Below are 23189 nucleotides of genomic sequence, written 5' to 3'. Positions count from 1 at the left end.
CCGGTCATTTTTTGAAAGGCCACGGAGGCTGTTATGCTCAGTATCTTTAAACCTGCGCCACACCGGGCGCGACTGCCAGAGGCAGAGATTGATCCTCTCTACCGCCGTCTGCGTTGGCAAATCTTCCTCGGGATCTTCTTCGGGTATGCGGCGTACTATCTGGTACGTAAAAACTTTGCGCTCGCCATGCCATACCTGGTGGAACAAGGCTTCTCCCGCGGCGATCTGGGCTTTGCGCTGTCGGGGATCTCCATCGCGTACGGTTTTTCGAAGTTCATTATGGGGTCGGTGTCGGATCGCTCGAATCCGCGTGTGTTCCTGCCCGCCGGTCTGATCCTCGCGGCTGCGGTGATGCTGTTCATGGGCTTTGTGCCATGGGCGACCTCCAGCATTGCCGTCATGTTCGTACTGCTGTTCCTCTGCGGCTGGTTCCAGGGGATGGGGTGGCCGCCATGCGGACGTACCATGGTGCACTGGTGGTCACAGAAAGAGCGCGGTGGGATTGTATCGGTCTGGAACTGCGCGCATAACGTCGGGGGCGGGCTTCCGCCGCTGCTGTTCCTGCTGGGGATGGCCTGGTTCAACGACTGGCACGCGGCGCTCTATATGCCTGCCTTTGGCGCCATTCTGGTGGCGATTATCGCCTTCGCCCTGATGCGCGACACGCCGCAGTCCTGCGGCCTGCCGCCGATTGAAGAGTACAAAAACGACTACCCGGATGATTACAGCGAGAAGCACGAAGAAGAGCTGACCGCGAAACAGATCTTCATGAAGTACGTGCTGCCAAACAAGCTGCTGTGGTACATCGCGGTGGCGAACGTGTTTGTCTACCTGCTGCGCTACGGCATCCTCGACTGGTCCCCGACTTACCTGAAAGAGGTGAAGCACTTCGCGCTGGATAAATCCTCCTGGGCCTATTTCCTGTATGAATACGCGGGCATTTCCGGCACGCTGATCTGCGGCTGGATGTCGGACAAAGTGTTTAAGGGCAACCGTGGGGCGACGGGCGTGTTCTTTATGACGCTGGTGACCATCGCGACAGTCGTTTACTGGCTTAACCCGCCGGGTAATCCGGGTGTGGATATGGCCTGTATGATTGTAATCGGCTTCCTGATTTATGGTCCGGTTATGCTGATCGGCCTGCACGCGCTGGAGCTGGCGCCGAAGAAAGCGGCAGGCACGGCGGCAGGCTTTACCGGTCTGTTTGGCTACCTCGGCGGTTCAGTGGCGGCAAGTGCCATCGTCGGTTACACCGTCGATTTCTTCGGCTGGGACGGTGGCTTTATGGTGATGATTGGCGGCAGCGTGCTGGCGGTTCTGCTGTTGATCGTCGTGATGATTGGTGAAAAACGTCACCATGCCGAGGTGCTGGCGCGTCGTCAGTAAGGAGCATTGCGATGAAATTAACTCAGTTAGCGACAGGCCTGCTGCTGGCGGGCCTGATGACAGGCTCCGCGCTGGCGGCGGATAAAATCGTGATCGCCCACCGTGGCGCCAGCGGTTATCTGCCGGAGCATACGCTGCCGGCAAAAGCGATGGCCTATGCCCAGGGCGCGGATTATCTGGAGCAGGATCTGGTGATGACGAAGGACGACCAGCTGGTCGTTCTGCATGACCACTATCTTGACCGCGTGACGGACGTGGCGGAGCGTTTCCCGGATCGTGCCCGTAAAGATGGCCGCTACTACGCCATCGACTTCACGCTGGCGGAGATCCGCTCGCTGAAGTTTACCGAGGGCTTCGAGATTGAGAACGGTAAGAAGGTGCAGGTCTATCCGGGGCGTTTCCCAATGGGCAAGTCTGACTTCCGTATTCACACCTTCGAAGAGGAGATCGAGTTTGTTCAGGGGCTGAACCACTCGACGGGCAAAAATATCGGTATCTACCCGGAAATCAAAGCGCCGTGGTTCCACCATCAGGAAGGAAAAGACATTGCCGCGAAGACGCTGGAGGTACTGAAAAAGTACGGCTACACCAGCAAGAAGGATAAGGTTTTCCTGCAATGTTTCGATGCCGCGGAACTGAAGCGCATCAAAACTGAGCTGGAGCCGAAGATGGGAATGGATCTCAATCTGGTGCAGCTGATTGCCTATACCGACTGGAATGAAACTCAGGAAAAACAGCCGGACGGGAAGTGGGTGAACTACAGCTACGACTGGATGTTTAAGCCGGGCGCGATGAAGCAGATTGCGCAGTACGCCGACGGCATCGGGCCGGATTACCACATGCTGGTGGCGGAAGGCTCAACGCCGGGCCACGTGAAGCTGACGGCGATGGTGAAAGAGGCGCATGCGAACAAGATGCAGGTGCATCCGTATACCGTGCGTGCAGACCAACTGCCGGAGTATGCGACGGACGTGGATCAGCTTTACGACGTGCTGTATAACCAGGCGGATGTGGACGGATTGTTTACGGATTTCCCGGATAAAGCGGTCGAATTCATTCACCGGAAGTAGGTTTTATAGGTCGGGTAAGGCGAAGCCGCCACCCGACAATCAGGCTCTGCGGCCTGATGCCCTCACCCTAACCCTCTCCCACCGGGAGAGGGGATAAGGACAACATCACATCTCGATCTCTATATCGCCTTTTGCCCGGCAGCAGCAGGGCAAAATTTCCCCTTCACTGATAAAGGCCAGCGGTTCGGTCAGCCAGTCTACCTGGCCTGCGACCAGACGGCAGCGGCAGGAGCCGCAGTAGCCTTCACGACACTGGTACTCGACTTCTACCTGATGTGCTTCAAGCGCCACCAGCAGAGAAGGGTGCTCTTCCTGGCACAACACCTCTGTACCCGAAAGGCTCAGCGTTACGCGGCTCATCAGAGCTGGAAATCGCTCAGGTCGTCGGTGTTGACTTCAGAATCAATCTGACCGACCAGGTAAGAACTCACTTCCACTTCCTGCGGCGCGACCTGCACGTTATCGGACACCAGCCAGGTGTTGATCCACGGGATTGGGTTAGAGCGCGTCTGGAACGGCAGGTCGAGACCGACGGCCTGCATGCGGATGTTGGTGATGTACTCAACGTACTGGCACAGAATGTCTTTGTTCAGGCCAATCATGGAGCCGTCGCGGAACAGGTAGTCTGCCCACTCTTTCTCCTGCTGGGCCGCCAGCACGAACAGGTCGTAGCATTCCTGTTTGCACTCTTCCGCAATTTCCGCCATCTCCGGATCGTCTGCACCGCTGCGCAGCAGGTTCAGCATATGCTGAGTCCCGGTCAGGTGCAGGGCTTCGTCACGGGCAATCAGACGGATAATTTTGGCGTTGCCTTCCATCAGTTTGCGCTCGGCAAACGCGAAGGAGCAGGCGAAGCTCACGTAGAAGCGGATCGCTTCCAGGGCGTTGACGCTCATCAGGCACAGATAGAGCTGTTTTTTCAGGGTCCGCAGGTTTACGGTGACGGTTTTACCGTTCACGTTGTGCGTACCTTCGCCCAGCAGATGCCAGTAGCTGGTCATCTCGATCAGTTCGTCATAGTAGTGCGCAATGCCTTCGGCGCGCTTCTGGATCTGTTCGTTGGTGACGATATCATCAAACACCACCGCCGGATCGTTCACGATGTTGCGGATGATGTGGGTGTAAGAGCGGGAGTGGATCGTCTCGGAGAACGCCCAGGTCTCAACCCAGGTTTCCAGCTCAGGAATCGAGATCAGCGGCAGCAGCGCCACGTTCGGACTACGACCCTGAATGGAGTCCAGCAGCGTCTGGTATTTCAGGTTGCTGAGGAAGATGTGCTTTTCGTGTTCCGGCAGCGCCTGGAAATCGATACGGTCGCGGGAAACGTCAACTTCTTCCGGACGCCAGAAGAAAGAGAGTTGCTTTTCAATCAGCTTTTCGAAGATGTCATATTTTTGCTGATCGTAGCGTGCCACGTTGACCGGCTGGCCGAAGAACATCGGCTCTTTGAGCTGGTCGTTTTTCGTCTGTGAAAAGGTGGTATATGCCATTGCGGTGAGTCCTGTGGTGTTATTTCCCCTCACCCCGGCCCTCTCCCACAGGGAGAGGGGGAAAGAGTTCCCTCTCCCTGTGGGAGAGGGTTAGGGTGAGGGAATTTATTAGATCTTACATGCGCCGCTTTCGCAGCCATCGTCCTGAATTGACGGCGCCAGGTCGTCCTGGGCGTCTTCCGCACCATCACGGGTGTTGTGATAGTACAGGGTCTTCACGCCAAATTTGTAGGCGGTGAGCAGGTCTTTCAGCAGTTGCTGCATCGGAACCTTGCCTGACGGGAAGCGCGTCGGGTCGTAGTTGGTATTGGCAGAGATCGACTGGTCGATAAACTTCTGCATGATACCCACCAGTTGCAGGTAGCCATCGTTGTTTGGCATTTCCCACAGCAGCTCGTAGTTGTTGCCCAGCGTTTCGTAATCCGGTACCACCTGACGCAGCACGCCGTCTTTCGACGCTTTGATGCTGACGTGGCCGCGCGGTGGCTCAATACCGTTGGTGGCGTTGGAGATCTGCGAAGAGGTCTCGGACGGCATCAGGGCAGAGAGCGTGGAGTTACGCAGGCCGTGAGTTTTAATGGACTCGCGCAGGCCTTCCCAGTCGAGGTGCAGCGGCTCGCTGACGATCGCATCCAGGTCTTTTTTGTAGGTGTCGATCGGCAGAATGCCTTTCGCGTAGGTGGTTTCATTGAACCACGGGCACGCGCCTTGTTCTTTCGCCAGCTCGTTGGAGGCTTTCATCAGGTAGTACTGAATGGCTTCGAACGTCTGGTGCGTCAGATTGTTGGCGCTGCCGTCGGAGTAACGCTTGCCGTTTTTCGCCAGCCAGTAGGCGAAGTTGATCACGCCGATACCTAAAGTGCGACGGCCCATTGCGCCGCGTTTTGCCGCCGGGATTGGGTAATCCTGGTAGTCCAGCAGGGCGTCGAGCGCACGAACCGCCAGCACGGCCAGCTCTTCCAGCTCGTCCAGGCTCTTAATCGCACCCAGGTTGAACGCAGAGAGCGTACACAGGGCGATTTCGCCGTTTTCATCGTTCACATCGTCCAGCGGTTTGGTCGGCAGGGCGATCTCCAGGCACAGGTTGGACTGGCGCACTGGCGCAACCACCGGATCGAACGGGCTGTGGGTGTTGCAGTGGTCAACGTTCTGGATGTAGATACGGCCGGTAGAGGCACGTTCCTGCATCATCAGGGAGAACAGATCGACCGCCTTCACGCGCTGCTTGCGGATGCTGTCGTCTTTTTCGTATTTGGTGTACAGACGCTCGAATTCGTCCTGATCGGCGAAGAACGCGTCGTACAGACCCGGGACGTCGGATGGGCTGAACAGGGTGATATCTTCACCTTTCAGCAGGCGGGTGTACATCAGCTTGTTGATCTGCACGCCGTAGTCCATGTGACGCACGCGGTTGCCTTCCACGCCGCGGTTGTTCTTCAGAACCAGCAGGCTTTCCACTTCCAGGTGCCACATTGGGTAGAACAGGGTCGCAGCGCCACCGCGCACGCCGCCCTGAGAGCAGGATTTTACCGCCGTCTGGAAGTGCTTGTAGAACGGGATACAGCCTGTGTGGAACGCTTCACCGCCGCGGATCGGGCTGCCAAGCGCACGGATACGACCAGCGTTGATGCCGATACCAGCACGCTGGGAGACGTATTTCACGATGGCGCTGGAGGTCGCGTTGATGGAATCCAGGCTGTCACCACACTCGATCAGTACGCAGGAGCTGAACTGACGGGTAGGGGTACGCACGCCAGACATGATTGGCGTAGGCAGAGAAATCTTGAACGTAGAGACCGCATCGTAGAAACGCTTCACGTAGTCCAGACGGGTTTCACGTGGATAATTAGAGAACAGGCAGGCGGCCACCAGAATATAGAGGAACTGGGCGCTCTCGTAGATTTCGCCCGTCACACGGTTCTGAACCAGGTATTTGCCTTCGAGCTGCTTCACCGCCGCGTAGGAGAAGTTCATGTCGCGCCAGTGATCGATAAACCCGTTCATCTGCTCGAACTCTTCTTCCGTATAGTCTTCCAGCAGATGCGTGTCGTATTTGCCCAGCTCAACCATTTTCACTACGTGATCGTAAAGCTTCGGCGGCTCGAACTGGCCGTAGGCTTTCTTACGCAGGTGGAAAATCGCCAGACGCGCAGCGAGGTACTGATAATCCGGTGCGTCGCGGGAGATCAAATCTGCCGCTGCTTTGATAATGGTTTCGTGGATATCAGACGTTTTGATGCCGTCGTAGAACTGAATGTGAGAACGCAGTTCGACCTGGGATATAGATACGTTGTTCAGTCCTTCTGCTGCCCAGTCGAGAACTCGATGGATTTTGTCCAGATTGATACGCTCGGTAGTACCGTCGCGCTTTGTCACCAGCAGACTCTGATTCATGTGGGTTTTTACCTGTCCGTGAAATAAAAAAATATCCCCCGCTTATCCACAGAACCGTCTTGTGACTAACTCTGTGGATAAATACTACATATAGGGGTTTTGCGATAAGAAGAACGCTATATGGTGAGTATTCTAGTATCGAATCTTTTCAGCACAAGGGTTGATTTTGACGTTAAATTGAGGTTGTGAAAGGGTAAAAAAGGCTAAGTCCTCGTACCGTAAGGCCTGGAAGAGATGTCAATATTCCAGAAAAAAAATTCAAAATTTGATCGAGTGCTGATTTCTTCAACGGGAGGTCAGAATTGCGCAACATGATGTCGCGCAATCTTTATAAGAATAACGAATGACGTTAGTCGTTTTTGGCGGTTGTGTGCAACATATAGTTAACATCCACGCCCGGGGCAAGTTTGAATTTATCCGTCAGAGGATTGTAGTGCAGACCCGTCATGTGCTGCTCCTTAAGCCATGTCTGGTCAACCCAGCCCAGCAGTTCGGCAGGCTTGATGAACTTCTTCACGTCGTGCGTCCCTTTCGGCACCATGCGCAGCACATATTCCGCGCCTACCACGGCCATCAGCCAGGCTTTGCCGTTGCGGTTGATGGTCGAGAAGAAGACCTGTCCACCCGGTTTCACCAGTTTTGCACAGGCGCTGACGACCGACTGCGGATCGGGAACGTGCTCCAGCATCTCCATGCAGGTCACCACGTCATACTGGTGCGCATGTTTAGCCGCGTGCTCTTCCACGGTTTCCTGGACATATTCTACCTGTACGCCGGACTCCAGCGCATGAAGACGCGCAACCTGTAGAGGTTCGAAGCCCATGTCCAGACCGGTGACGGTGGCCCCTTCGCGCGCCATGCTTTCCGCCAGGATGCCGCCACCGCAGCCGACGTCGAGCACTTTCTTACCGAACAGACCGCCGGAACGCTCCGCGATATAGCCCAGACGTAGCGGGTTAATACGATGCAGAGGTTTGAACTCACCTTCGAGATCCCACCAGCGGGACGCCACCGCTTCAAATTTGGCAATCTCTTCGTGGTCAACGTTGTGAGCCACCGGGGATTTTTCGGCATTCATGGGCGCTTTTACTCCTTATTTAGCAAGACAAATGAGTATATCAGGCAATCCCTGTGAATAAAGCGTATAGGTTTACCTGTATCACCGCGGCTGTGTTATAATTTGCGACCTTTGAATCCGGGATACAGTAGAGGGATAGCGGTTAGATGAGCGACCTTGCGAGAGAAATTACACCGGTTAACATCGAGGAAGAGCTGAAAAGCTCCTATCTGGACTATGCGATGTCGGTCATTGTTGGCCGTGCGCTGCCGGACGTCCGCGATGGCCTTAAGCCGGTACACCGTCGCGTACTATACGCCATGAACGTATTGGGCAATGACTGGAATAAAGCCTACAAAAAATCTGCCCGTGTCGTTGGTGACGTAATCGGTAAATACCATCCCCATGGTGATTCCGCGGTGTACGACACCATTGTCCGTATGGCGCAGCCTTTCTCGCTGCGTTACATGCTGGTAGATGGTCAGGGTAACTTTGGTTCTATCGACGGCGACTCCGCCGCGGCAATGCGTTATACGGAAATCCGTCTGGCGAAGATTGCCCATGAGCTGATGGCTGACCTGGAAAAAGAGACGGTTGATTTCGTTGATAACTACGACGGCACGGAAAAAATTCCTGACGTTATGCCAACGAAGATCCCAAACCTGCTGGTGAACGGTTCGTCCGGTATCGCAGTGGGTATGGCGACCAATATTCCGCCGCACAACATCACGGAAGTGATTAACGGCTGCCTGGCCTACATCGACGATGAAGACATCAGCATTGAAGGGCTGATGGAACACATCCCGGGCCCGGACTTCCCGACGGCGGCAATCATCAACGGCCGTCGCGGTATTGAAGAAGCGTACCGTACCGGTCGCGGCAAGATTTACATCCGTGCTCGCGCCGAAGTGGAAGCGGACGCCAAAACCGGCCGTGAAACCATTATTGTTCACGAGATCCCGTATCAGGTGAACAAAGCGCGTCTGATTGAAAAAATCGCCGAGCTGGTAAAAGAAAAACGCGTTGAAGGCATCAGCGCGCTGCGCGACGAGTCTGACAAAGACGGTATGCGCATCGTGATTGAAATCAAGCGCGACGCGGTGGGTGAAGTTGTGCTGAACAACCTTTACTCCCAGACTCAGCTTCAGGTCTCCTTCGGTATCAACATGGTTGCGCTGCACCATGGCCAGCCGAAGATCATGAACCTGAAAGAGATCCTGAGCGCGTTTGTGCGTCACCGCCGTGAAGTGGTGACTCGCCGTACCATCTTTGAACTGCGCAAAGCGCGCGATCGTGCCCATATCCTTGAAGCACTGGCCGTTGCGCTGGCGAACATCGACCCGATCATCGAGCTGATTCGCCGTGCGCCGACGCCGGCAGAAGCGAAGGCGTCGCTGGTTGCGCGTCCATGGGATCTGGGCAACGTGGCGGCGATGCTGGAACGTGCCGGCGATGATGCTGCGCGTCCTGAGTGGCTGGAGCCGGAATTCGGCGTGCGTGACGGTCAGTACTATCTGACTGAACAGCAGGCCCAGGCGATTCTGGATCTGCGTTTGCAGAAACTGACCGGCCTTGAGCATGAAAAACTGCTCGACGAGTACAAAGAGCTGCTGGAGCAGATTGCCGAGCTGCTGCATATCCTGGGTAGCGCAGAGCGCCTGATGGAAGTGATCCGTGAAGAGCTGGAGCTGGTTCGCGATCAGTTCGGCGACGAGCGTCGCACCGAAATCACGGCCAACAGCTCTGATATCAACATTGAAGATCTGATCAACCGCGAAGACGTGGTCGTGACGCTGTCTCACCAGGGTTACGTGAAGTATCAGCCGTTGACCGACTACGAAGCACAGCGTCGTGGCGGTAAAGGCAAATCTGCGGCGCGTATTAAAGAAGAAGACTTCATTGACCGTCTGCTGGTGGCCAACACCCACGACACGATCCTCTGCTTCTCCAGCCGGGGCCGTCTGTACTGGATGAAAGTCTATCAGCTGCCGGAAGCGAGCCGTGGCGCGCGGGGTCGACCTATCGTTAACCTGCTGCCGCTGGAAGCGAACGAACGTATCACCGCCATTCTGCCGGTACGCGAGTACGAAGAGGGCGTGAACGTCTTTATGGCAACCGCGAGCGGTACCGTGAAGAAAACCGCGCTGACCGAATTCAGCCGTCCACGTTCCGCCGGGATCATCGCGGTGAACCTGAACGAAGGCGACGAGCTGATCGGCGTGGATCTGACCTCTGGTTCCGATGAAGTGATGCTGTTCTCTGCGGCCGGTAAAGTGGTGCGCTTTAAAGAGAACGCCGTGCGCGCAATGGGTCGTACGGCGACCGGCGTGCGTGGTATCAAGCTGGCGGGTGAAGACAGCGTGGTTTCCCTGATCGTTCCGCGTGGCGAAGGCGCAATCCTGACCGTCACCCAGAACGGCTACGGTAAACGTACGGCGGAAAGCGAATACCCGACCAAGTCTCGCGGCACGCAGGGCGTTATCTCCATCAAAGTGACCGAGCGCAACGGTTCCGTTGTTGGCGCGGTACAGGTGGACGATGCGGACCAGATCATGATGATCACCGATGCCGGTACGCTGGTGCGTACCCGCGTGTCAGAGATCAGCGTGGTGGGTCGTAACACCCAGGGCGTTATCCTCATCCGTACTGCGGAAGATGAAAACGTCGTCGGTCTGCAACGCGTTGCTGAGCCGGTGGATGACGAAGAGCTCGACTCTATCGACGGCAGCGTCGCGGAAGGGGATGATGAAATCGTCCCGGAAGCGGACACCGATGATGAAGCAGCGGATGACGCTGACGAGTAACGTCTCCTGACGCATAAAGGGCCGGTTTCCGGCCCTTTTGTTTTGCGCAAGCAGACAAGTGAACGTTGCGACAAGCCGCGTTTACCGCTACCTTAACCACATTCTTTTTTCCCCGATGGCGGAGCCTCGCCCCTTTGAAATACCTCGTCTCCTTTCGTACCACGTTAAAAGTCTCTCGCTATCTGTTTCGGGCGCTTGCGCTACTGCTATGGTTGCTGGTGGCACTGCTCTCGGTGTTTTACATCGTTAACGCGTTACACCAGAAAGAAGCGGAGATCCGCCAGGAGTTTAACTTAAGCTCGGATCAGGCCCAGCGCTATATCCAGCGCACGTCTGACGTGATGAAAGAGCTTAAGTATATCGCTGAGAATCGACTGACGGCGGAGAACGGCATTCTTGCCCTCCGCGGTCGGGATGAAAAAACCGAAGTACCTGATTTCGAACCGCTCTTCCCGGACTCCGATTGTTCCGCGATGGGCAAAGCCTGGCGTGGCTCACTGGAGTCCCTGTCATGGTTTATGCGCTACTGGCGCGATAATTTTTCGGCCGCTTACGATCTAAACCGCGTCTACCTGATTGGCAACGAAAATCTTTGCATGGCGGACTTCGGTCTGCGGGATATGCCCGTCGAACGCGAAGACGCGTTGAAAAGCCTGCATGAGCGCATAGTGAAATACCGCAATGCGCCTCAGGAAGAGCGCGGGAACAACATCTTCTGGATAAGCCAGGGGCCGCGCATGGGCGTCGGCTATTTCTATGCCCTGACTCCGGTTTACCTCGGAAACCGCCTGCAAGCGCTGCTGGGGATTGAACAAACCATCCGCATGGAAAACTTCTTCACGCCGGGCAGTCTGCCGATGGGCGTGACCATTCTGGATGAGAACGGCCACCCACTCATCTCCCTTACCGGGCCTGAAAACCGCCTGAAAGTGGAGCCCAGCTGGATGCAGGAGCGGTCATGGTTTGGCTATACCTCCGGGTTCCGCGAGCTGGTGCTGAAGAAAAGTTTACCGCCATCGTCGCTGAGCATTGTCTATTCGCTGCCGGTGGACAAGGTGCTGGAGCGCATTCGCATCCTGATCCTTAACGCCATTTTGTTGAACATCGCGGTAGGCGTCGCGCTGTTTATGCTGGCGAGAATGTATGAGCGGCGGATCTTTATTCCGGCGGAAGCGGATGCTCAGCGTCTGGAGGAGCACGAGCAGTTTAACCGTAAGATTGTCGCCTCGGCGCCGGTAGGGATCTGTATCCTGCGTACTCAGGACGGGACAAATATCCTCAGTAACGAGCTTGCCCATAACTACCTGAACATGCTCACGCATGAAGACCGCCAGCGGTTAACGCAGATCATCTGTGGGCAACAGGTTAACTTTGTGGATGTGCTGACCAGCACGCACACCAATCTGCAAATCAGCTTCGTCCATTCGCGCTACCGCAATGAAAACGTGGCGATTTGCGTGCTGGTGGACGTCTCCGCGCGCGTTAAGATGGAAGAGTCATTGCAGGATATGGCGCAGGCGGCGGAGCAGGCCAGCCAGTCGAAATCGATGTTCCTCGCGACCGTCAGCCATGAGCTGCGTACGCCGCTGTACGGCATTATCGGTAACCTCGATCTTCTCCAGACCAAAGAGCTGCCGAAAGGGGTCGACCGCCTGGTGACGGCCATGAACAACTCGTCCAGCCTGCTGCTGAAAATTATCAGCGATATTCTCGACTTCTCTAAAATTGAATCCGAGCAGTTGAAAATAGAACCGCGTGAGTTCTCCCCGCGCGAGGTGATGAACCATATCAGCGCCAACTATCTGCCGCTGGTGGTGCGCAAACAGCTGGGGCTGTACTGCTTTATCGAGCCGGATGTGCCGCTGACGCTGCATGGCGATCCGATGCGTCTGCAACAGGTCATCTCGAACCTGCTAAGCAACGCCATCAAATTCACCGATATCGGCTGTATTGTGCTGCATGTCTGCCGGGCAGGGGAGTACCTGACTATTCGCGTGCGCGACACGGGAGTTGGCATTCCGGCGAAAGAGGTCGTTCGCCTGTTCGATCCGTTCTTCCAGGTGGGGACGGGCGTCCAGCGTAATTTCCAGGGGACCGGGCTGGGTCTGGCGATTTGCGAGAAGCTTATCAGCATGATGGACGGGGATATCTCCGTCGATACCGAGCCGGGTATGGGCAGCCAGTTCACCATCCGTATCCCGCTCTACTCGGCACACTATCCGGTGAAAACCACGGTCGACGGGCTGAGCGAAAAGCACTGCTGGCTGGCGGTGCACAACGCCTCCTTACATGATTTCCTGACCTCGATGCTGACCAGCAGCGGTGTGCGGGTCTCACGCTATGAAGGCCAGACGCCGGACGCAGATGACATGCTGATTACTGACGTTGAGCCAGACAAGGCGTGGGCGGGGCGGGGCGTGGTGATGTTCTGCCGCCGTCATATCGGTATTCCGATTGAGCGTTCGCCCGGGGTATGGGTGCACAGTGTGGCGACACCGCACGAGATGTTGGGCTTGCTGGCGCGTATTTACAGCGTACAGCTTGAGGACAGCGATGGCGCTACCGTGCTGGCCTCCCCTGATGAGCTGGCATCGGTGAATGACGATATGATGATTCTGGTCGTCGACGATCATCCGATTAACCGTCGTCTGCTCGCAGACCAGCTTGGCTCTCTGGGCTATCAGTGTAAAACGGCCAATGATGGCGTGGATGCCCTGAATGTCTTAAGTAAGAATCATATTGATATTGTGCTCAGTGATGTGAACATGCCTAACATGGACGGCTATCGTCTGACGCAGCGTATCCGACAGCTGGGGCTGACGCTGCCGGTGGTGGGGGTGACAGCCAACGCACTGGCGGAGGAGAAGCAGCGCTGTCTGGAGTCGGGAATGGACAGCTGTCTGTCGAAGCCGGTCACGCTGGATGTACTGAAGCAGACGCTATCCGTGTATGCGGAGCGGGTGCGAAAAGCGAGACAATAAAAAAGGCCCGAAAGGGCCTTTTTTATGTATCCGACGGCGCTGCGCTTGCGCGGGCCTACGGGGTCTTTAGACCGGGTAACCGCGAGGGGCACCCGGCGTAGACAGCGACGATCAATCTTTGTCCGTTGCGCTCAGCGTCACGGAAGAGAGATAGTTCAGCAGGGCGATATCGTTATCCACACCCAGCTTCATCATCGCGGATTTTTTCTGGCTACTGATGGTTTTGATACTGCGGTTCAGCTTCTTGGCGATTTCAGTAACCAGGAAACCTTCAGCGAACAGACGCAGAACTTCACTCTCTTTAGGCGAGAGACGCTTGTCGCCATAGCCACCTGCGCTGATTTTTTCAAGCAGGCGTGAGACGCTCTCAGGCGTGAATTTCTTCCCTTTCTGTAGCGCCGCCAGCGCTTTAGGCAGATCGGTAGGTGCGCCTTGTTTCAGCACAATCCCTTCAATATCAAGATCCAGAACGGCGCTCAGGATCGCCGGGTTATTGTTCATGGTCAGAACAATGATCGAAATGTCCGGGAAGTGGCGTTTAATGTATTTGATGAGCGTAATCCCATCACCGTATTTATCCCCAGGCATGGAGAGATCGGTAATGAGCACGTGCGCATCAAGTTTAGGCAGGTTGTTAATAAGGGCTGTGGAATCTTCAAATTCACCGACTACATTCACCCACTCGATCTGTTCAAGTGATTTGCGAATACCGAACAGTACAATCGGATGGTCATCGGCAATAATTACGTTCATATTGTTCATGTATAAGGCTACCTTGCTACAGCAAGCTCTTGACGTAAGCGTCAATGTCGCTGATGTATTTTTCAATGCCAGAGGCATCTTTCTCACGAATTAGATGTTCCAGCGTTTCACATAACTGCTTGCCGGGAACCAGATTAAGCATGGCAAACACCCCTTTAAGCCGGTGTGCTGTCTGTGCCAGCGCTGCAAAATCCTGCGCAGCGGACTCAGTATACAACCGCTTAACATCATCTGGTACTGTATCAACGAAGAGCGAATAATATCCGCTGGCATGGAGTTCGGCATTTTCATCGCCGCCTAACGGTGACTCCAGGATCTCTTCCTGCGCCAGATTCTCTTCAATCAGTTGTAATACAGCTTCCTGCATTGCATTGCTCATATTAAAGTTGACGCGCAGCTGCCCAGGGCCGATTTTCCGCACGCCTGGCTCATCATCGCTTAAAAGCAAGCCGGAGGCAGTAAGATTAGACGGATTATCAGTTAAAAATAGATCAAATTCTTGACTCGCGAGCCTTTCGTCCGGGGTAATGCAGGACGCGCCCCAGTTTTCCAGCTGACGAACGACGATATTACGGATCTCACTGGAGGTCACGTCCACCATCACCACCACATCATCCAGCAGACGCTCTTCATCCTCTTCCTGAGGATTCGCCGCCATTTTAACATGCAAGGAGTAGCGGGTGCCGAGGGATTCGCGCGCCTTAATATTCAGATGACCGCCCAGCTTACGCGCCAGCTGATCGCAGAGCCAGAAGGTGAGGGCATTCGCCTTACCGTAGTGGTCGCGCTGGGTATCGTTCAGGAACGGGAAGTGCAGGTTATCGATTTCGCTCACGGTGACGCCTTCGCCCGTATCCAGAATACGGAACGTCAGACGATCGTCGGTGGACTCATCGGTGCTGACTTCAAGGGTGATCTTGCCGATCTGTGTCGTGGTGACGGCATACTGAATCAACATCATCAGGATGCGACGCAGCGCATCGCGATCGCCGTGACGCTCGTCGTTGGCCGGTAAATGGTTGTTGATCAGCAGCTGGAGCCCTTTGCGCTTGATCACCGGCAGGACTTCCGGAACCACCTCATCAATCAGATCCTGGATGGAAAAGAGCGTAGGGGTGCCCTTCCAGATGTCATTCTCCAGCATGTTCGCAAGCTGGATTTCGTCCACCAGACGAACCAGCGAGTCGGCCTGGCTGCTAAGCTGTCGGCTTTCCGGCGTGCTTAAATCAGCAATCTGCGTGGCGAGTGACTTCAGCGGCTGTTTAAAGGCATCGCCAATGTTTTGCATAAACGCCGCGCGGCCATGCTGGTTTTTCTCATACAGCCTTTGCGCCTGCTTGAGCTTTTTATTCACCAGCACTTCGCGATCCTGATCGCGGATGATGAAGATTTGCGTGCGCGAGGCGACCTGACTGCGGAACTGACGGATCTCATACAGTTCATTATTAATGGTGGCCTGAATGACGCCCTGATGCTGGTCCGCCATGGCCGTAATATTTTGCAGGTTAAGATGCGGCAGAAGGTGATCGGCAATTTTGTTGCTCATCACCGTCCGGTTTGCCTCCTGATCGTGAACAAGCACCCCAAGCGGCAGCACGGAAATAATCTCTTCATTCAGGGCACGAAGAACACGCAACTCGTTGCTGGTCCCGGCTGATACCGACGTCGAGTCGCTCTGGCGGCCCGACTGGAAACGGAAGGTGCTGTAGCCAAACAGCGCCAGCGCCAGCAGGCCGATATTCAACAGCAGCGGCAGCATAATGTTTTGCAGGGTATCAAGCATCAGGGTGCCAAAAGGCACCTGCCACACCAGCCGCATACCGGTTGAGTTGAGCGATGAGGCAATCTCAATCTTCGAGCCATTAAATGAGATCGCTACGCTGTCCGGGCCTTCTTTATCCGACGGCGTGCGCATATTTTGGGTGCTGTTGTCTGGCTCCAGTCGGAAACTGTCCAGCGGCATATCCGGCGGGATAAGATCGTTAATTGGCAGATCGAAGGCAACCACGGTCGCCAGATGGCCCGGCTGGTTAAAGGTGGTTCGCAGCGTAAAGTAGTGGCCATTCTGCCAGGCAAGACGGCGTAATGACGAGAAACTTTCGCGCTCGTCCAGCGCGTTGGCCTGTTGCAGCATTTCTGCCCGACGGGAATCGACAATGCTGCCAACGGTGGTCTCTTTAAAGCCCGACGAGAGATCCTTAAGCGGCAGGGTCGAGATCAGGATCATGCTGTTGTCCTGACCGTTCAGGTAATACATGGACCACGGTACGGTCTCGGCGCCCCACAGGGTGTCCAGATAGGAGGAGATCCGCTGCGTCATCTCAAGCGTTGCGCTGTCGTGCGAGCCGAAAATCAGGGCTTCCGTCTTACGCTGCGGTTTTTCAAGGTAATACACATCCTGCTTAAGGCGCGTTTCCTGCAACCCTTCGCCTGATGAGGTGGCAGGTGTGGCGGCGATATTGTCGTAGATTTGCCAGGTCGCGTAGCGCCACGTATCAATGCGCTTATGCACCGCATGGGTGATATCGACAATTTGATAGCTTTTATCTTTAAGCCAGGTATTCACGGCGCTCTGAACCATCACTCCCATTGTGACTAACAGCACAACGATCAATAGAAGAAAGAAACGGGTGATGCTGCCCGGTAGAAGGGAGAATTTGCTCGGGGCGGTAGTTTCAGTCTGACTCATCGATGTGTTTAACCCGTAATGGCCGCGCGGTAATGGGATAGGGCAGTATAAAGGGTAATAACTGAATTTCCAGCGTCGTTATCGGTATGACCTTGACTTTTTATCTGTCGCAACCCGCTTCAACGTCATCCGTGTGAAAGATGTACAAAACCCAGTGAAATGTACAAATATGCTGTTACAACGGCAGTAAAATAGCACGAATTAACAAGAAATTAATTTTGAAAGTGAAAAGGAAAATCTGTAAACGCCGGGCGATGGATTTAGTTAATAGTCGTTATCATTACAGACGGGTAGCACATAAAATGTCTGTTGACGTAAAGAAAGGTAAAAAAAAACCGAATGCGGAGCATCCGGTTCAATTAGGGATAAACAGACATTCAGAACTGAATGACGGTAATAAATAAAGTTAATGATGATAGCGAGGGTTATTTTAGTGGTGTTGACGGGAATTTTTTTGTCATTCAGTGCTGTACTCTTTTTTAAGTTAGTCTTTTGAATTTTATAGGATATATTTTTGTTTTGATTATCCGTGCTATATTTTTAAACTTTAGATGCTTTGTGAAAGTTCCTTGAAATTTACATATTGAAACATCTTGATGGTAAAGTGAAACATCTTCAAAGTTTTCGTATCATATTCCTGTTGGATTATTCTGCATTTTTGAGGAGAATGAACTTGCCGACTGGTTAAGAGGGTTGACCAGTAAGCAGTGGTAAATAATAAGGCATATAACAGAGGGTTAATAAAATGAAAGTTAAAGTACTGTCCCTCTTGGTACCAGCTCTGCTGGTGGCAGGCGCAGCAAATGCGGCTGAAATTTATAACAAAGACGGCAACAAATTAGATCTGTACGGTAAAGTGGATGGCCTGCACTATTTCTCTGATGACGACAGTGCAGACGGCGACCAGACCTACATGCGTCTGGGCTTCAAAGGCGAAACTCAGGTTAACGACCAGCTGACCGGTTACGGCCAGTGGGAATACCAGATCCAGGGTAACTCTGGTGAGAACGAAAACAACTCATGGACGCGTGTGGCGTTCGCAGGTCTGAAATTCGCTGATGCGGGTTCATTCGACTACGGTCGTAACTACGGCGTTGTTTACGATGTGACTTCCTGGACCGACGTTCTGCCGGAGTTCGGCGGCGATACCTACGGTTCTGACAACTTCATGCAGCAGCGTGGTAACGGCTTCGCGACCTACCGTAACCAGGACTTCTTCGGTCTGGTTGATGGTCTGAACTTCGCGTTGCAGTACCAGGGTAAAAACGGCAGCCCAAGCGGCGAAGGCCAGACCAACAACGGTCGTGACGCGCTGCGTCAGAACGGTGACGGCTACGGCGGCTCTCTGACTTACGATCTGGGCGAAGGCTTCGCACTCGGTACGGCAGTCACCAGTTCTAAACGTACTGCTGACCAGAACGCTGCGGGCTACTACGGTGAAGGCGATCGCGCAGAGACCTACACCGGTGGTCTGAAATACGACGCGAACAACATCTACCTGGCTGCACAGTATACTCAGACTTACAACGCGACCCGCGTTGGCGATCAGGGCTGGGCTAACAAAGCGCAGAACTTCGAAGTGGTTGCTCAGTATCAGTTCGACTTCGGCCTGCGTCCATCCGTGGCTTACCTGCAGTCTAAAGGTAAAGACATCGAAAACTATGGCGATCAGGATATCCTGAAGTATGTTGACGTGGGTGCGACTTACTACTTCAACAAAAACATGTCCACCTATGTTGATTACAAAATCAACCTGCTGGATGAAAATGACTTCACCCGTCAGACAGGTATCGGTACTGACGATATCGTCGCGCTGGGTCTGGTTTACCAGTTCTAATTGCTCATACTGCAACAAAGGGGCCATCAGGCCCCTTTTTTCATGCTTTTTTAGGGTCTTCAAATACGCTGTTTTAGTGTACTCTTGCCGCCCTGGCATGAGGATAATAACCAATGGATATGACTTTTTTACGCGCCAGCGTTCTGGCGACTTTTTTACTCCTGACCGCGTGTGACTCTTCTACACAGCCCGCAAAAATCGACGCACCCGCCGCGACGGTGCTGGAAGGGAAAACCATGGGGACCTTCTGGCGCGTCAGCGTGATGAATATCGATAAATCCCGCGCTGAAGAACTACGCGGTAAAATTCAGGCGCAGCTGGATGCCGACGATCAGCTACTCTCTACCTATAAAAATGACTCAGCGCTGATGCGTTTCAATCGCTCCAGCAGCACCTCGCTGTGGCCGGTGAGCGAAGCAATGGCCGATATCGTCACGGAAGCCATGCGCGTGGGCTACAAAACCAACGGCGCAATGGATGTGACCGTTGGGCCGCTGGTGAACCTGTGGGGATTTGGCCCCAACAAGCAGCCGGTGACCACACCCGATCAAGCCGCCATCGACGACGCCCGCGCGCGTACAGGGTTACAGCATCTGGCGGTGATCTCCCAGTACGGTCAGCAATACCTGCAAAAAGACATTCCCGACCTGTTTGTGGATCTCTCCACGGTAGGCGAGGGGTATGCTGCGGATCATCTCGCGGCCCTGATGGCGCAGGAAGGCATTCCCCGTTATCTGGTTTCCGTCGGGGGCGCGCTCGTCAGCCGGGGCATGAACGCCAGCGGCAGGCCGTGGCGAGTGGCCATCCAAAAACCAACCGATCAGCAGAACGCGGTGCAGGCGATTGTCGACATCAACGGGCACGGTATCAGCACCTCCGGAAGCTACCGCAACTATTACGAGCTGGATGGCAAACGTATCTCGCATGTGATTGATCCGCAAACCGGACGCCCGATTACCCACAACCTGGTGTCCGTGACGGTGATAGCGCCAACTGCGCTGGAAGCCGACGCCTGGGATACCGGATTGATGGTGCTCGGCACGGAGAAGGCCAAAGAGGTGGTGCGTCAGGAAGGGCTGGCCGTCTATATGATCACCAAAGAGGCTGACGGGTTTAAAACCTGGAGTTCACCGCAGTTCAACAGCTTCCTGGTGAGCGAAAAAAATTAAAAAGCAAGGTTGCGGGTTTTTGTTCGGTGGCGTTCAGGCAAGCTGAGCGTATGCTTGTAAGAGGAGCCGATGATGAAAAACACAACCTATCTTACCGATGAGGATCGCTGGCAGGCTGTTCTGGCCCGCGATCCGCGTGCGGATAACCAGTTTGTCTTGGCCGTGCAGACGACCGGCATTTATTGTCGTCCGTCCTGCCGTGCCCGCCACGCGCTGCGTAAAAATGTCTGCTTTTATCCTGATGCTCACCAGGCCGCGCAGGCGGGTTTCCGCCCCTGTAAGCGCTGTAGGCCGGACCAGGTCGACCCTATGGCGCAGAAAAAGGCCAACGTTGCGCTGGCCTGCCGACTGCTTGAGCAGGATGCTGCGCTGAACCTGGAGGCACTGGCGCAGCAGGTTGGCATGAGTCCGTTCCATTTCCACCGCTTGTTTAAATCCGTTACCGGCATGACGCCGAAAGCATGGCAGCAGGCTGCGCGTGAACAACGCCTGCGTAGCCTGCTTGCACAGGGCGGTAAAATCACCGACGCCGTACTGGCCGCTGGCTTCCCGGACGGCAGCAGCTACTACCGTAAAGCCAACGGCGCGCTGGGCATGACGGCGAAACAGTACCGTAACGGAGAGGCTGCGGTCCGCTATGCCATCAGCGACTGCTCGCTGGGCCACTGTCTGGTGGCGGAAAGCGAGCGCGGGATCTGCGCAATACTGCTGGGTGATGACGACGCCGGGCTGACGGCTGAGCTGCTCTCACTGTTTCCGCTTGCCGTCCGTGAACCGATGGAAGGCGCATTTGCCGGGCGTGTTCGTCAGGTGATTGCCTCTGTCGACAGCCGCGCGACGCCGTTGACGTTACCGCTGGATATCCGGGGTACCGCTTTCCAGCAGCAGGTCTGGCAGGCGCTGCGGGCTATCCCCTGCGGTGAAACGGCGAGCTATCAGCAGGTGGCGAAGGCCATTGGTAAACCCAATGCCGTACGTGCCGTGGCAGGAGCCTGCGGAGCCAACAAACTGGCGATAGTTATCCCCTGTCACCGCGTGGTGCGTAACGACGGTGCGCTGTCGGGTTATCGCTGGGGCGCAACGCGTAAGGTGCTATTGTTGAAACGTGAGGCGAACAACCCGGAGGGATAATGCTCGATCTTTTTGCTGATGCTGAACCCTGGCAGGAGCCGCTCGCGCCGGGGGCGACGATCCTGAGACGTTTTGCGCTTTCCCGCGCGGCGGCGCTGTTCGACGGTATTGATACCGTCACCGCCCGTTCGCCGTTTCGCCATATGGTCACGCCGGGCGGGTATACCATGTCCGTGGCGATGACCAACTGCGGCGAACTGGGATGGGCGACGAATGAGCGGGGCTATGTATATGCCGCGAACGACCCGCTGACGGATAGGCCGTGGCCGCCGATGCCGGAGGCGTTTCAGGCGCTGTGTCACGATGCCGCCGTCGCGGCCGGCTATCCTGATTTTCGTCCCGATGCCTGTCTGATCAACCGCTATGCCGTCGGGGCAAAGCTCTCCCTGCATCAGGATAAGGACGAGCCTGACCTGCGCGCGCCGATTGTGTCGGTATCCCTTGGACTGCCCGCTGTCTTTCAGTTTGGCGGCCTGCGGCGCAACGACCCGCTCAAACGGCTGATGCTGGAGCATGGCGATGTGGTGGTCTGGGGCGGTGAATCACGGCTTTTTTATCACGGTATTCAGCCGCTTAAAAATGGCGATCACCCGGTGGCGGGGGCGTTTCGCTACAACCTCACGTTCCGCCAGGCAGCGTACAGAGAATAAAAATAAGAATTATTCTTGATGTGTGTGAAAGGCAGTTTACACTGCTGGCTGATTTTTCTTGTCCGGATTGCTCTGCATGCAACTACTTCTTCTTGTCTGGCGGCAGTATCGCTGGCCTTTTATCGCAGTGATGGCGCTAAGCCTTGCCAGCGCGGCGCTGGGGATCGGCCTGATTGCCTTCATTAACGTGCGTTTGATCGAAATGGTCGACACGTCACTCTCCGTCCTGCCGGAATTTCTGGGTTTACTGCTGCTGCTGATGGCAGTCACGCTCGGGTCACAGCTGGCGCTGACCGCGCTCGGCCACCACTTCGTTTTCCGTCTGCGCAGCGAGTTCATCAAACGGATCCTTGATACTCAAGTGGAACGCATCGAACAGCTGGGAAGTGCTTCTCTGCTGGCGGGGCTGACCAGCGATGTGCGCGCCATTACCATCGCCTTTGTGCGCCTGCCGGAGCTGGTGCAGGGGATCATCCTGACCTTTGGCTCGGCAGCCTATCTCGCCTGGCTCTCCAGCAAAATGCTGGCGGTAACGGCGCTGTGGATTGTTATTACCATCTGGGGCGGGTTCCTGCTGGTATCACGCGTCTATAAGCACATGGCGGTGCTGCGCGAAACGGAAGACAAGCTCTATAACGATTATCAGACAGTGCTGGAAGGGCGCAAAGAGCTGACGCTGAACCGCGAGCGCGCCGAACATATCTTCAACCATCTCTATATCCCGGATGCGCACGAATATCGTCATCACATTATTCGCGCCGATACGTTCCACCTGAGCGCCGTGAACTGGTCCAACATCATGATGCTGGGTGCCATTGGCCTGGTGTTCTGGATGGCGAACAGCCTGGGGTGGGCGGATACCAACGTGGCGGCAACGTACTCCCTGACGCTGCTGTTTTTACGCACGCCGCTGCTGTCGGCCGTTGGCGCACTACCGACGCTGCTGAGCGCACAGGTGGCCTTCAACAAGCTGAAGAAGTTCGACCTTGCGCCGTTTAAGTCTGAGTTCCCGCGCCCGCAGGCCTTCCCGAACTGGCAAACGCTTGAGCTGCGTAACGTGACCTTCCGCTATCAGGATAACGCCTTCTCCGTGGGGCCGATAAATCTGACCATTCACCGCGGCGAACTGCTGTTCCTGATCGGCGGCAACGGCAGCGGCAAATCCACGCTGGCGATGCTGCTGACGGGCCTCTACCAGCCGCAGTCAGGCGAAATTTTGCTTGATGGCAAAGCGCTGAGCGCGGAGAAACCGGAGGACTACCGCAAGCTCTTTTCGGCGGTATTTACCGACGTCTGGCTGTTCGACCGGCTGCTGGGCCCGGAAGGGCAGCAGGCGGATCCGGCGCTGGTGGAGAAGTGGCTTGCGCATCTGCAAATGTCACACAAGCTGGAGCTACAGGATGGCAAAATCCTGAATCTCAAGCTGTCGAAAGGGCAGAAGAAGCGCGTGGCGCTGCTGCTGGCGCTGGCCGAAGAGCGCGACATCATCCTGCTGGATGAATGGGCCGCCGATCAGGACCCGCACTTCCGTCGCGAGTTTTATCAGGTCCTGCTGCCGCTGATGCAGGCGATGGGGAAAACCATTTTTGCCATCAGCCATGACGATCACTACTTCATTCACGCCGACCGTCTGCTGGAGATGCGCGACGGCAAACTGAGCGAGCTGACCGGCGATGAGCGCGATGCGGCGTCACGGGACGCGGTGGCGCGCACGGCCTGATTGCAATTGTGCCGGGTGGCCCCCGGCACACTCATTTTTCATATATGCC

At 55.3% G+C, this 23189-nt stretch carries 15 protein-coding genes; 9 read left to right on the top strand and 6 right to left on the bottom strand.

Annotation, left to right across the window (positions count from 1 at the left end; genetic code table 11):
• Positions 1 to 33 precede the first annotated feature (33 nt).
• Together glpT and glpQ are read left to right on the top strand one after the other, a co-directional pair.
• A complete protein-coding gene (gene glpT / locus ACQG0S_RS14985; protein WP_426750551.1) occupies positions 34 to 1386 on the top strand; it encodes a glycerol-3-phosphate transporter in 1353 nt (450 codons plus the stop codon).
• 11 nt (positions 1387 to 1397) lie between these two features.
• The gene (gene glpQ, locus ACQG0S_RS14980; protein WP_048966267.1) at positions 1398 to 2456 is read left to right on the top strand and encodes a glycerophosphodiester phosphodiesterase; all 1059 of its coding nucleotides are present in this window, start codon (positions 1398 to 1400) and stop codon (positions 2454 to 2456) included.
• Positions 2457 to 2561: 105 nt separating this feature from the next.
• Here the strand turns inward: glpQ and yfaE are convergent, their stop codons facing one another.
• The 4 genes from yfaE to ubiG form a co-directional block, all read right to left on the bottom strand.
• Positions 2562 to 2816, bottom strand: coding sequence for a class I ribonucleotide reductase maintenance protein YfaE (gene yfaE, locus ACQG0S_RS14975; protein ID WP_003859419.1), 255 nt, complete (start codon positions 2814 to 2816; stop codon positions 2562 to 2564).
• Complete coding sequence (gene nrdB / locus ACQG0S_RS14970; protein WP_022648802.1) at positions 2816 to 3946, bottom strand: class Ia ribonucleoside-diphosphate reductase subunit beta; 1131 nt, start codon at positions 3944 to 3946, stop codon at positions 2816 to 2818. The genes yfaE and nrdB overlap by 1 nt, the downstream gene beginning before the upstream one ends.
• Before the next feature lie 108 nt (positions 3947 to 4054).
• The gene (gene nrdA, locus ACQG0S_RS14965; protein ID WP_023300610.1) at positions 4055 to 6340 is read right to left on the bottom strand and encodes a class 1a ribonucleoside-diphosphate reductase subunit alpha; all 2286 of its coding nucleotides are present in this window, start codon (positions 6338 to 6340) and stop codon (positions 4055 to 4057) included.
• Between the two features lie 349 nt (positions 6341 to 6689).
• Positions 6690 to 7418 carry a bifunctional 2-polyprenyl-6-hydroxyphenol methylase/3-demethylubiquinol 3-O-methyltransferase UbiG gene (ubiG, locus tag ACQG0S_RS14960; RefSeq protein ID WP_006811346.1) on the bottom strand — a complete coding sequence of 243 codons (729 nt, stop codon included), beginning with the start codon at positions 7416 to 7418 and terminating at the stop codon, positions 6690 to 6692.
• Between the two features lie 146 nt (positions 7419 to 7564).
• Between ubiG and gyrA the strand changes: the two genes are divergently transcribed.
• Positions 7565 to 10201, top strand: a complete 2637-nt coding sequence (gene gyrA, locus ACQG0S_RS14955) for a DNA topoisomerase (ATP-hydrolyzing) subunit A (RefSeq protein ID WP_023300608.1) — start codon at positions 7565 to 7567, stop codon at positions 10199 to 10201.
• A 134-nt stretch (positions 10202 to 10335) separates the two neighbouring features.
• Positions 10336 to 13182, top strand: a complete 2847-nt coding sequence (gene rcsC, locus ACQG0S_RS14950) for a two-component system sensor histidine kinase RcsC (RefSeq protein ID WP_023300607.1) — start codon at positions 10336 to 10338, stop codon at positions 13180 to 13182.
• Between the two features lie 111 nt (positions 13183 to 13293).
• Here the strand turns inward: rcsC and rcsB are convergent, their stop codons facing one another.
• Entirely contained in the window at positions 13294 to 13944 is a 651-nt protein-coding gene (gene rcsB / locus ACQG0S_RS14945; RefSeq protein WP_003859405.1) for a response regulator transcription factor RcsB, read from the bottom strand.
• Positions 13945 to 13960: 16 nt separating this feature from the next.
• Positions 13961 to 16633, bottom strand: a complete 2673-nt coding sequence (gene rcsD / locus ACQG0S_RS14940) for a phosphotransferase RcsD (protein WP_022648798.1) — start codon at positions 16631 to 16633, stop codon at positions 13961 to 13963.
• 745 nt (positions 16634 to 17378) lie between these two features.
• On the opposite strand from rcsD, the gene ACQG0S_RS14935 reads away from it, so the two are divergent.
• The 5 genes from ACQG0S_RS14935 (at position 17379) to ACQG0S_RS14915 (ending at position 23140) form a co-directional block, all read left to right on the top strand.
• Positions 17379 to 18470 (top strand): porin OmpC, encoded by a 1092-nt coding sequence (locus ACQG0S_RS14935; protein ID WP_023306624.1) that lies wholly within the window; start codon positions 17379 to 17381, stop codon positions 18468 to 18470.
• A 113-nt stretch (positions 18471 to 18583) separates the two neighbouring features.
• Positions 18584 to 19639: an FAD:protein FMN transferase ApbE gene (gene apbE / locus ACQG0S_RS14930; protein ID WP_045620899.1), complete on the top strand. Its 1056-nt coding sequence runs from the start codon at positions 18584 to 18586 to the stop codon at positions 19637 to 19639.
• Between the two features lie 72 nt (positions 19640 to 19711).
• Positions 19712 to 20770, top strand: coding sequence for a bifunctional DNA-binding transcriptional regulator/O6-methylguanine-DNA methyltransferase Ada (gene ada / locus ACQG0S_RS14925; protein WP_063137695.1), 1059 nt, complete (start codon positions 19712 to 19714; stop codon positions 20768 to 20770).
• Entirely contained in the window at positions 20770 to 21420 is a 651-nt protein-coding gene (alkB, locus tag ACQG0S_RS14920; protein WP_023300603.1) for a DNA oxidative demethylase AlkB, read from the top strand. Before ada ends, alkB begins: the two co-directional genes overlap by 1 nt.
• Positions 21421 to 21496: 76 nt before the next feature.
• Positions 21497 to 23140: a multidrug ABC transporter permease/ATP-binding protein gene (locus tag ACQG0S_RS14915; RefSeq protein ID WP_046619099.1), complete on the top strand. Its 1644-nt coding sequence runs from the start codon at positions 21497 to 21499 to the stop codon at positions 23138 to 23140.
• Positions 23141 to 23189 lie beyond the last annotated feature (49 nt).

The sequence above is a fragment of the Enterobacter cloacae complex sp. 418I7 genome (assembly GCF_050030705.1).
GTDB classification, from domain to species: Bacteria; Pseudomonadota; Gammaproteobacteria; order Enterobacterales; family Enterobacteriaceae; genus Enterobacter; species Enterobacter intestinihominis.
The sequence above is the reverse complement of the archived record's forward strand: the minus strand, read 5'-3'. Positions and strand labels throughout refer to the sequence as shown.

Bases quoted from the DNA above. Each gene is read 5' to 3' on its own strand.
- glpT (WP_426750551.1), top strand. From the start codon at position 34: ATGCTCAGTATCTTTAAACCTGCGCCACACCGGGCGCGACTGCCAGAG.
- rcsD (WP_022648798.1), bottom strand. From the start codon at position 16,633: ATGAGTCAGACTGAAACTACCGCCCCGAGCAAATTCTCCCTTCTACCG.
- rcsB (WP_003859405.1), bottom strand. From the start codon at position 13,944: ATGAACAATATGAACGTAATTATTGCCGATGACCATCCGATTGTACTG.
- ubiG (WP_006811346.1), bottom strand. From the start codon at position 7,418: ATGAATGCCGAAAAATCCCCGGTGGCTCACAACGTTGACCACGAAGAG.
- ada (WP_063137695.1), top strand. From the start codon at position 19,712: ATGAAAAACACAACCTATCTTACCGATGAGGATCGCTGGCAGGCTGTT.
- yfaE (WP_003859419.1), bottom strand. From the start codon at position 2,816: ATGAGCCGCGTAACGCTGAGCCTTTCGGGTACAGAGGTGTTGTGCCAG.
- nrdA (WP_023300610.1), bottom strand. From the start codon at position 6,340: ATGAATCAGAGTCTGCTGGTGACAAAGCGCGACGGTACTACCGAGCGT.
- nrdB (WP_022648802.1), bottom strand. From the start codon at position 3,946: ATGGCATATACCACCTTTTCACAGACGAAAAACGACCAGCTCAAAGAG.
- apbE (WP_045620899.1), top strand. From the start codon at position 18,584: ATGGATATGACTTTTTTACGCGCCAGCGTTCTGGCGACTTTTTTACTC.
- ACQG0S_RS14935 (WP_023306624.1), top strand. From the start codon at position 17,379: ATGAAAGTTAAAGTACTGTCCCTCTTGGTACCAGCTCTGCTGGTGGCA.
- ACQG0S_RS14915 (WP_046619099.1), top strand. From the start codon at position 21,497: ATGCAACTACTTCTTCTTGTCTGGCGGCAGTATCGCTGGCCTTTTATC.
- glpQ (WP_048966267.1), top strand. From the start codon at position 1,398: ATGAAATTAACTCAGTTAGCGACAGGCCTGCTGCTGGCGGGCCTGATG.
- gyrA (WP_023300608.1), top strand. From the start codon at position 7,565: ATGAGCGACCTTGCGAGAGAAATTACACCGGTTAACATCGAGGAAGAG.
- alkB (WP_023300603.1), top strand. From the start codon at position 20,770: ATGCTCGATCTTTTTGCTGATGCTGAACCCTGGCAGGAGCCGCTCGCG.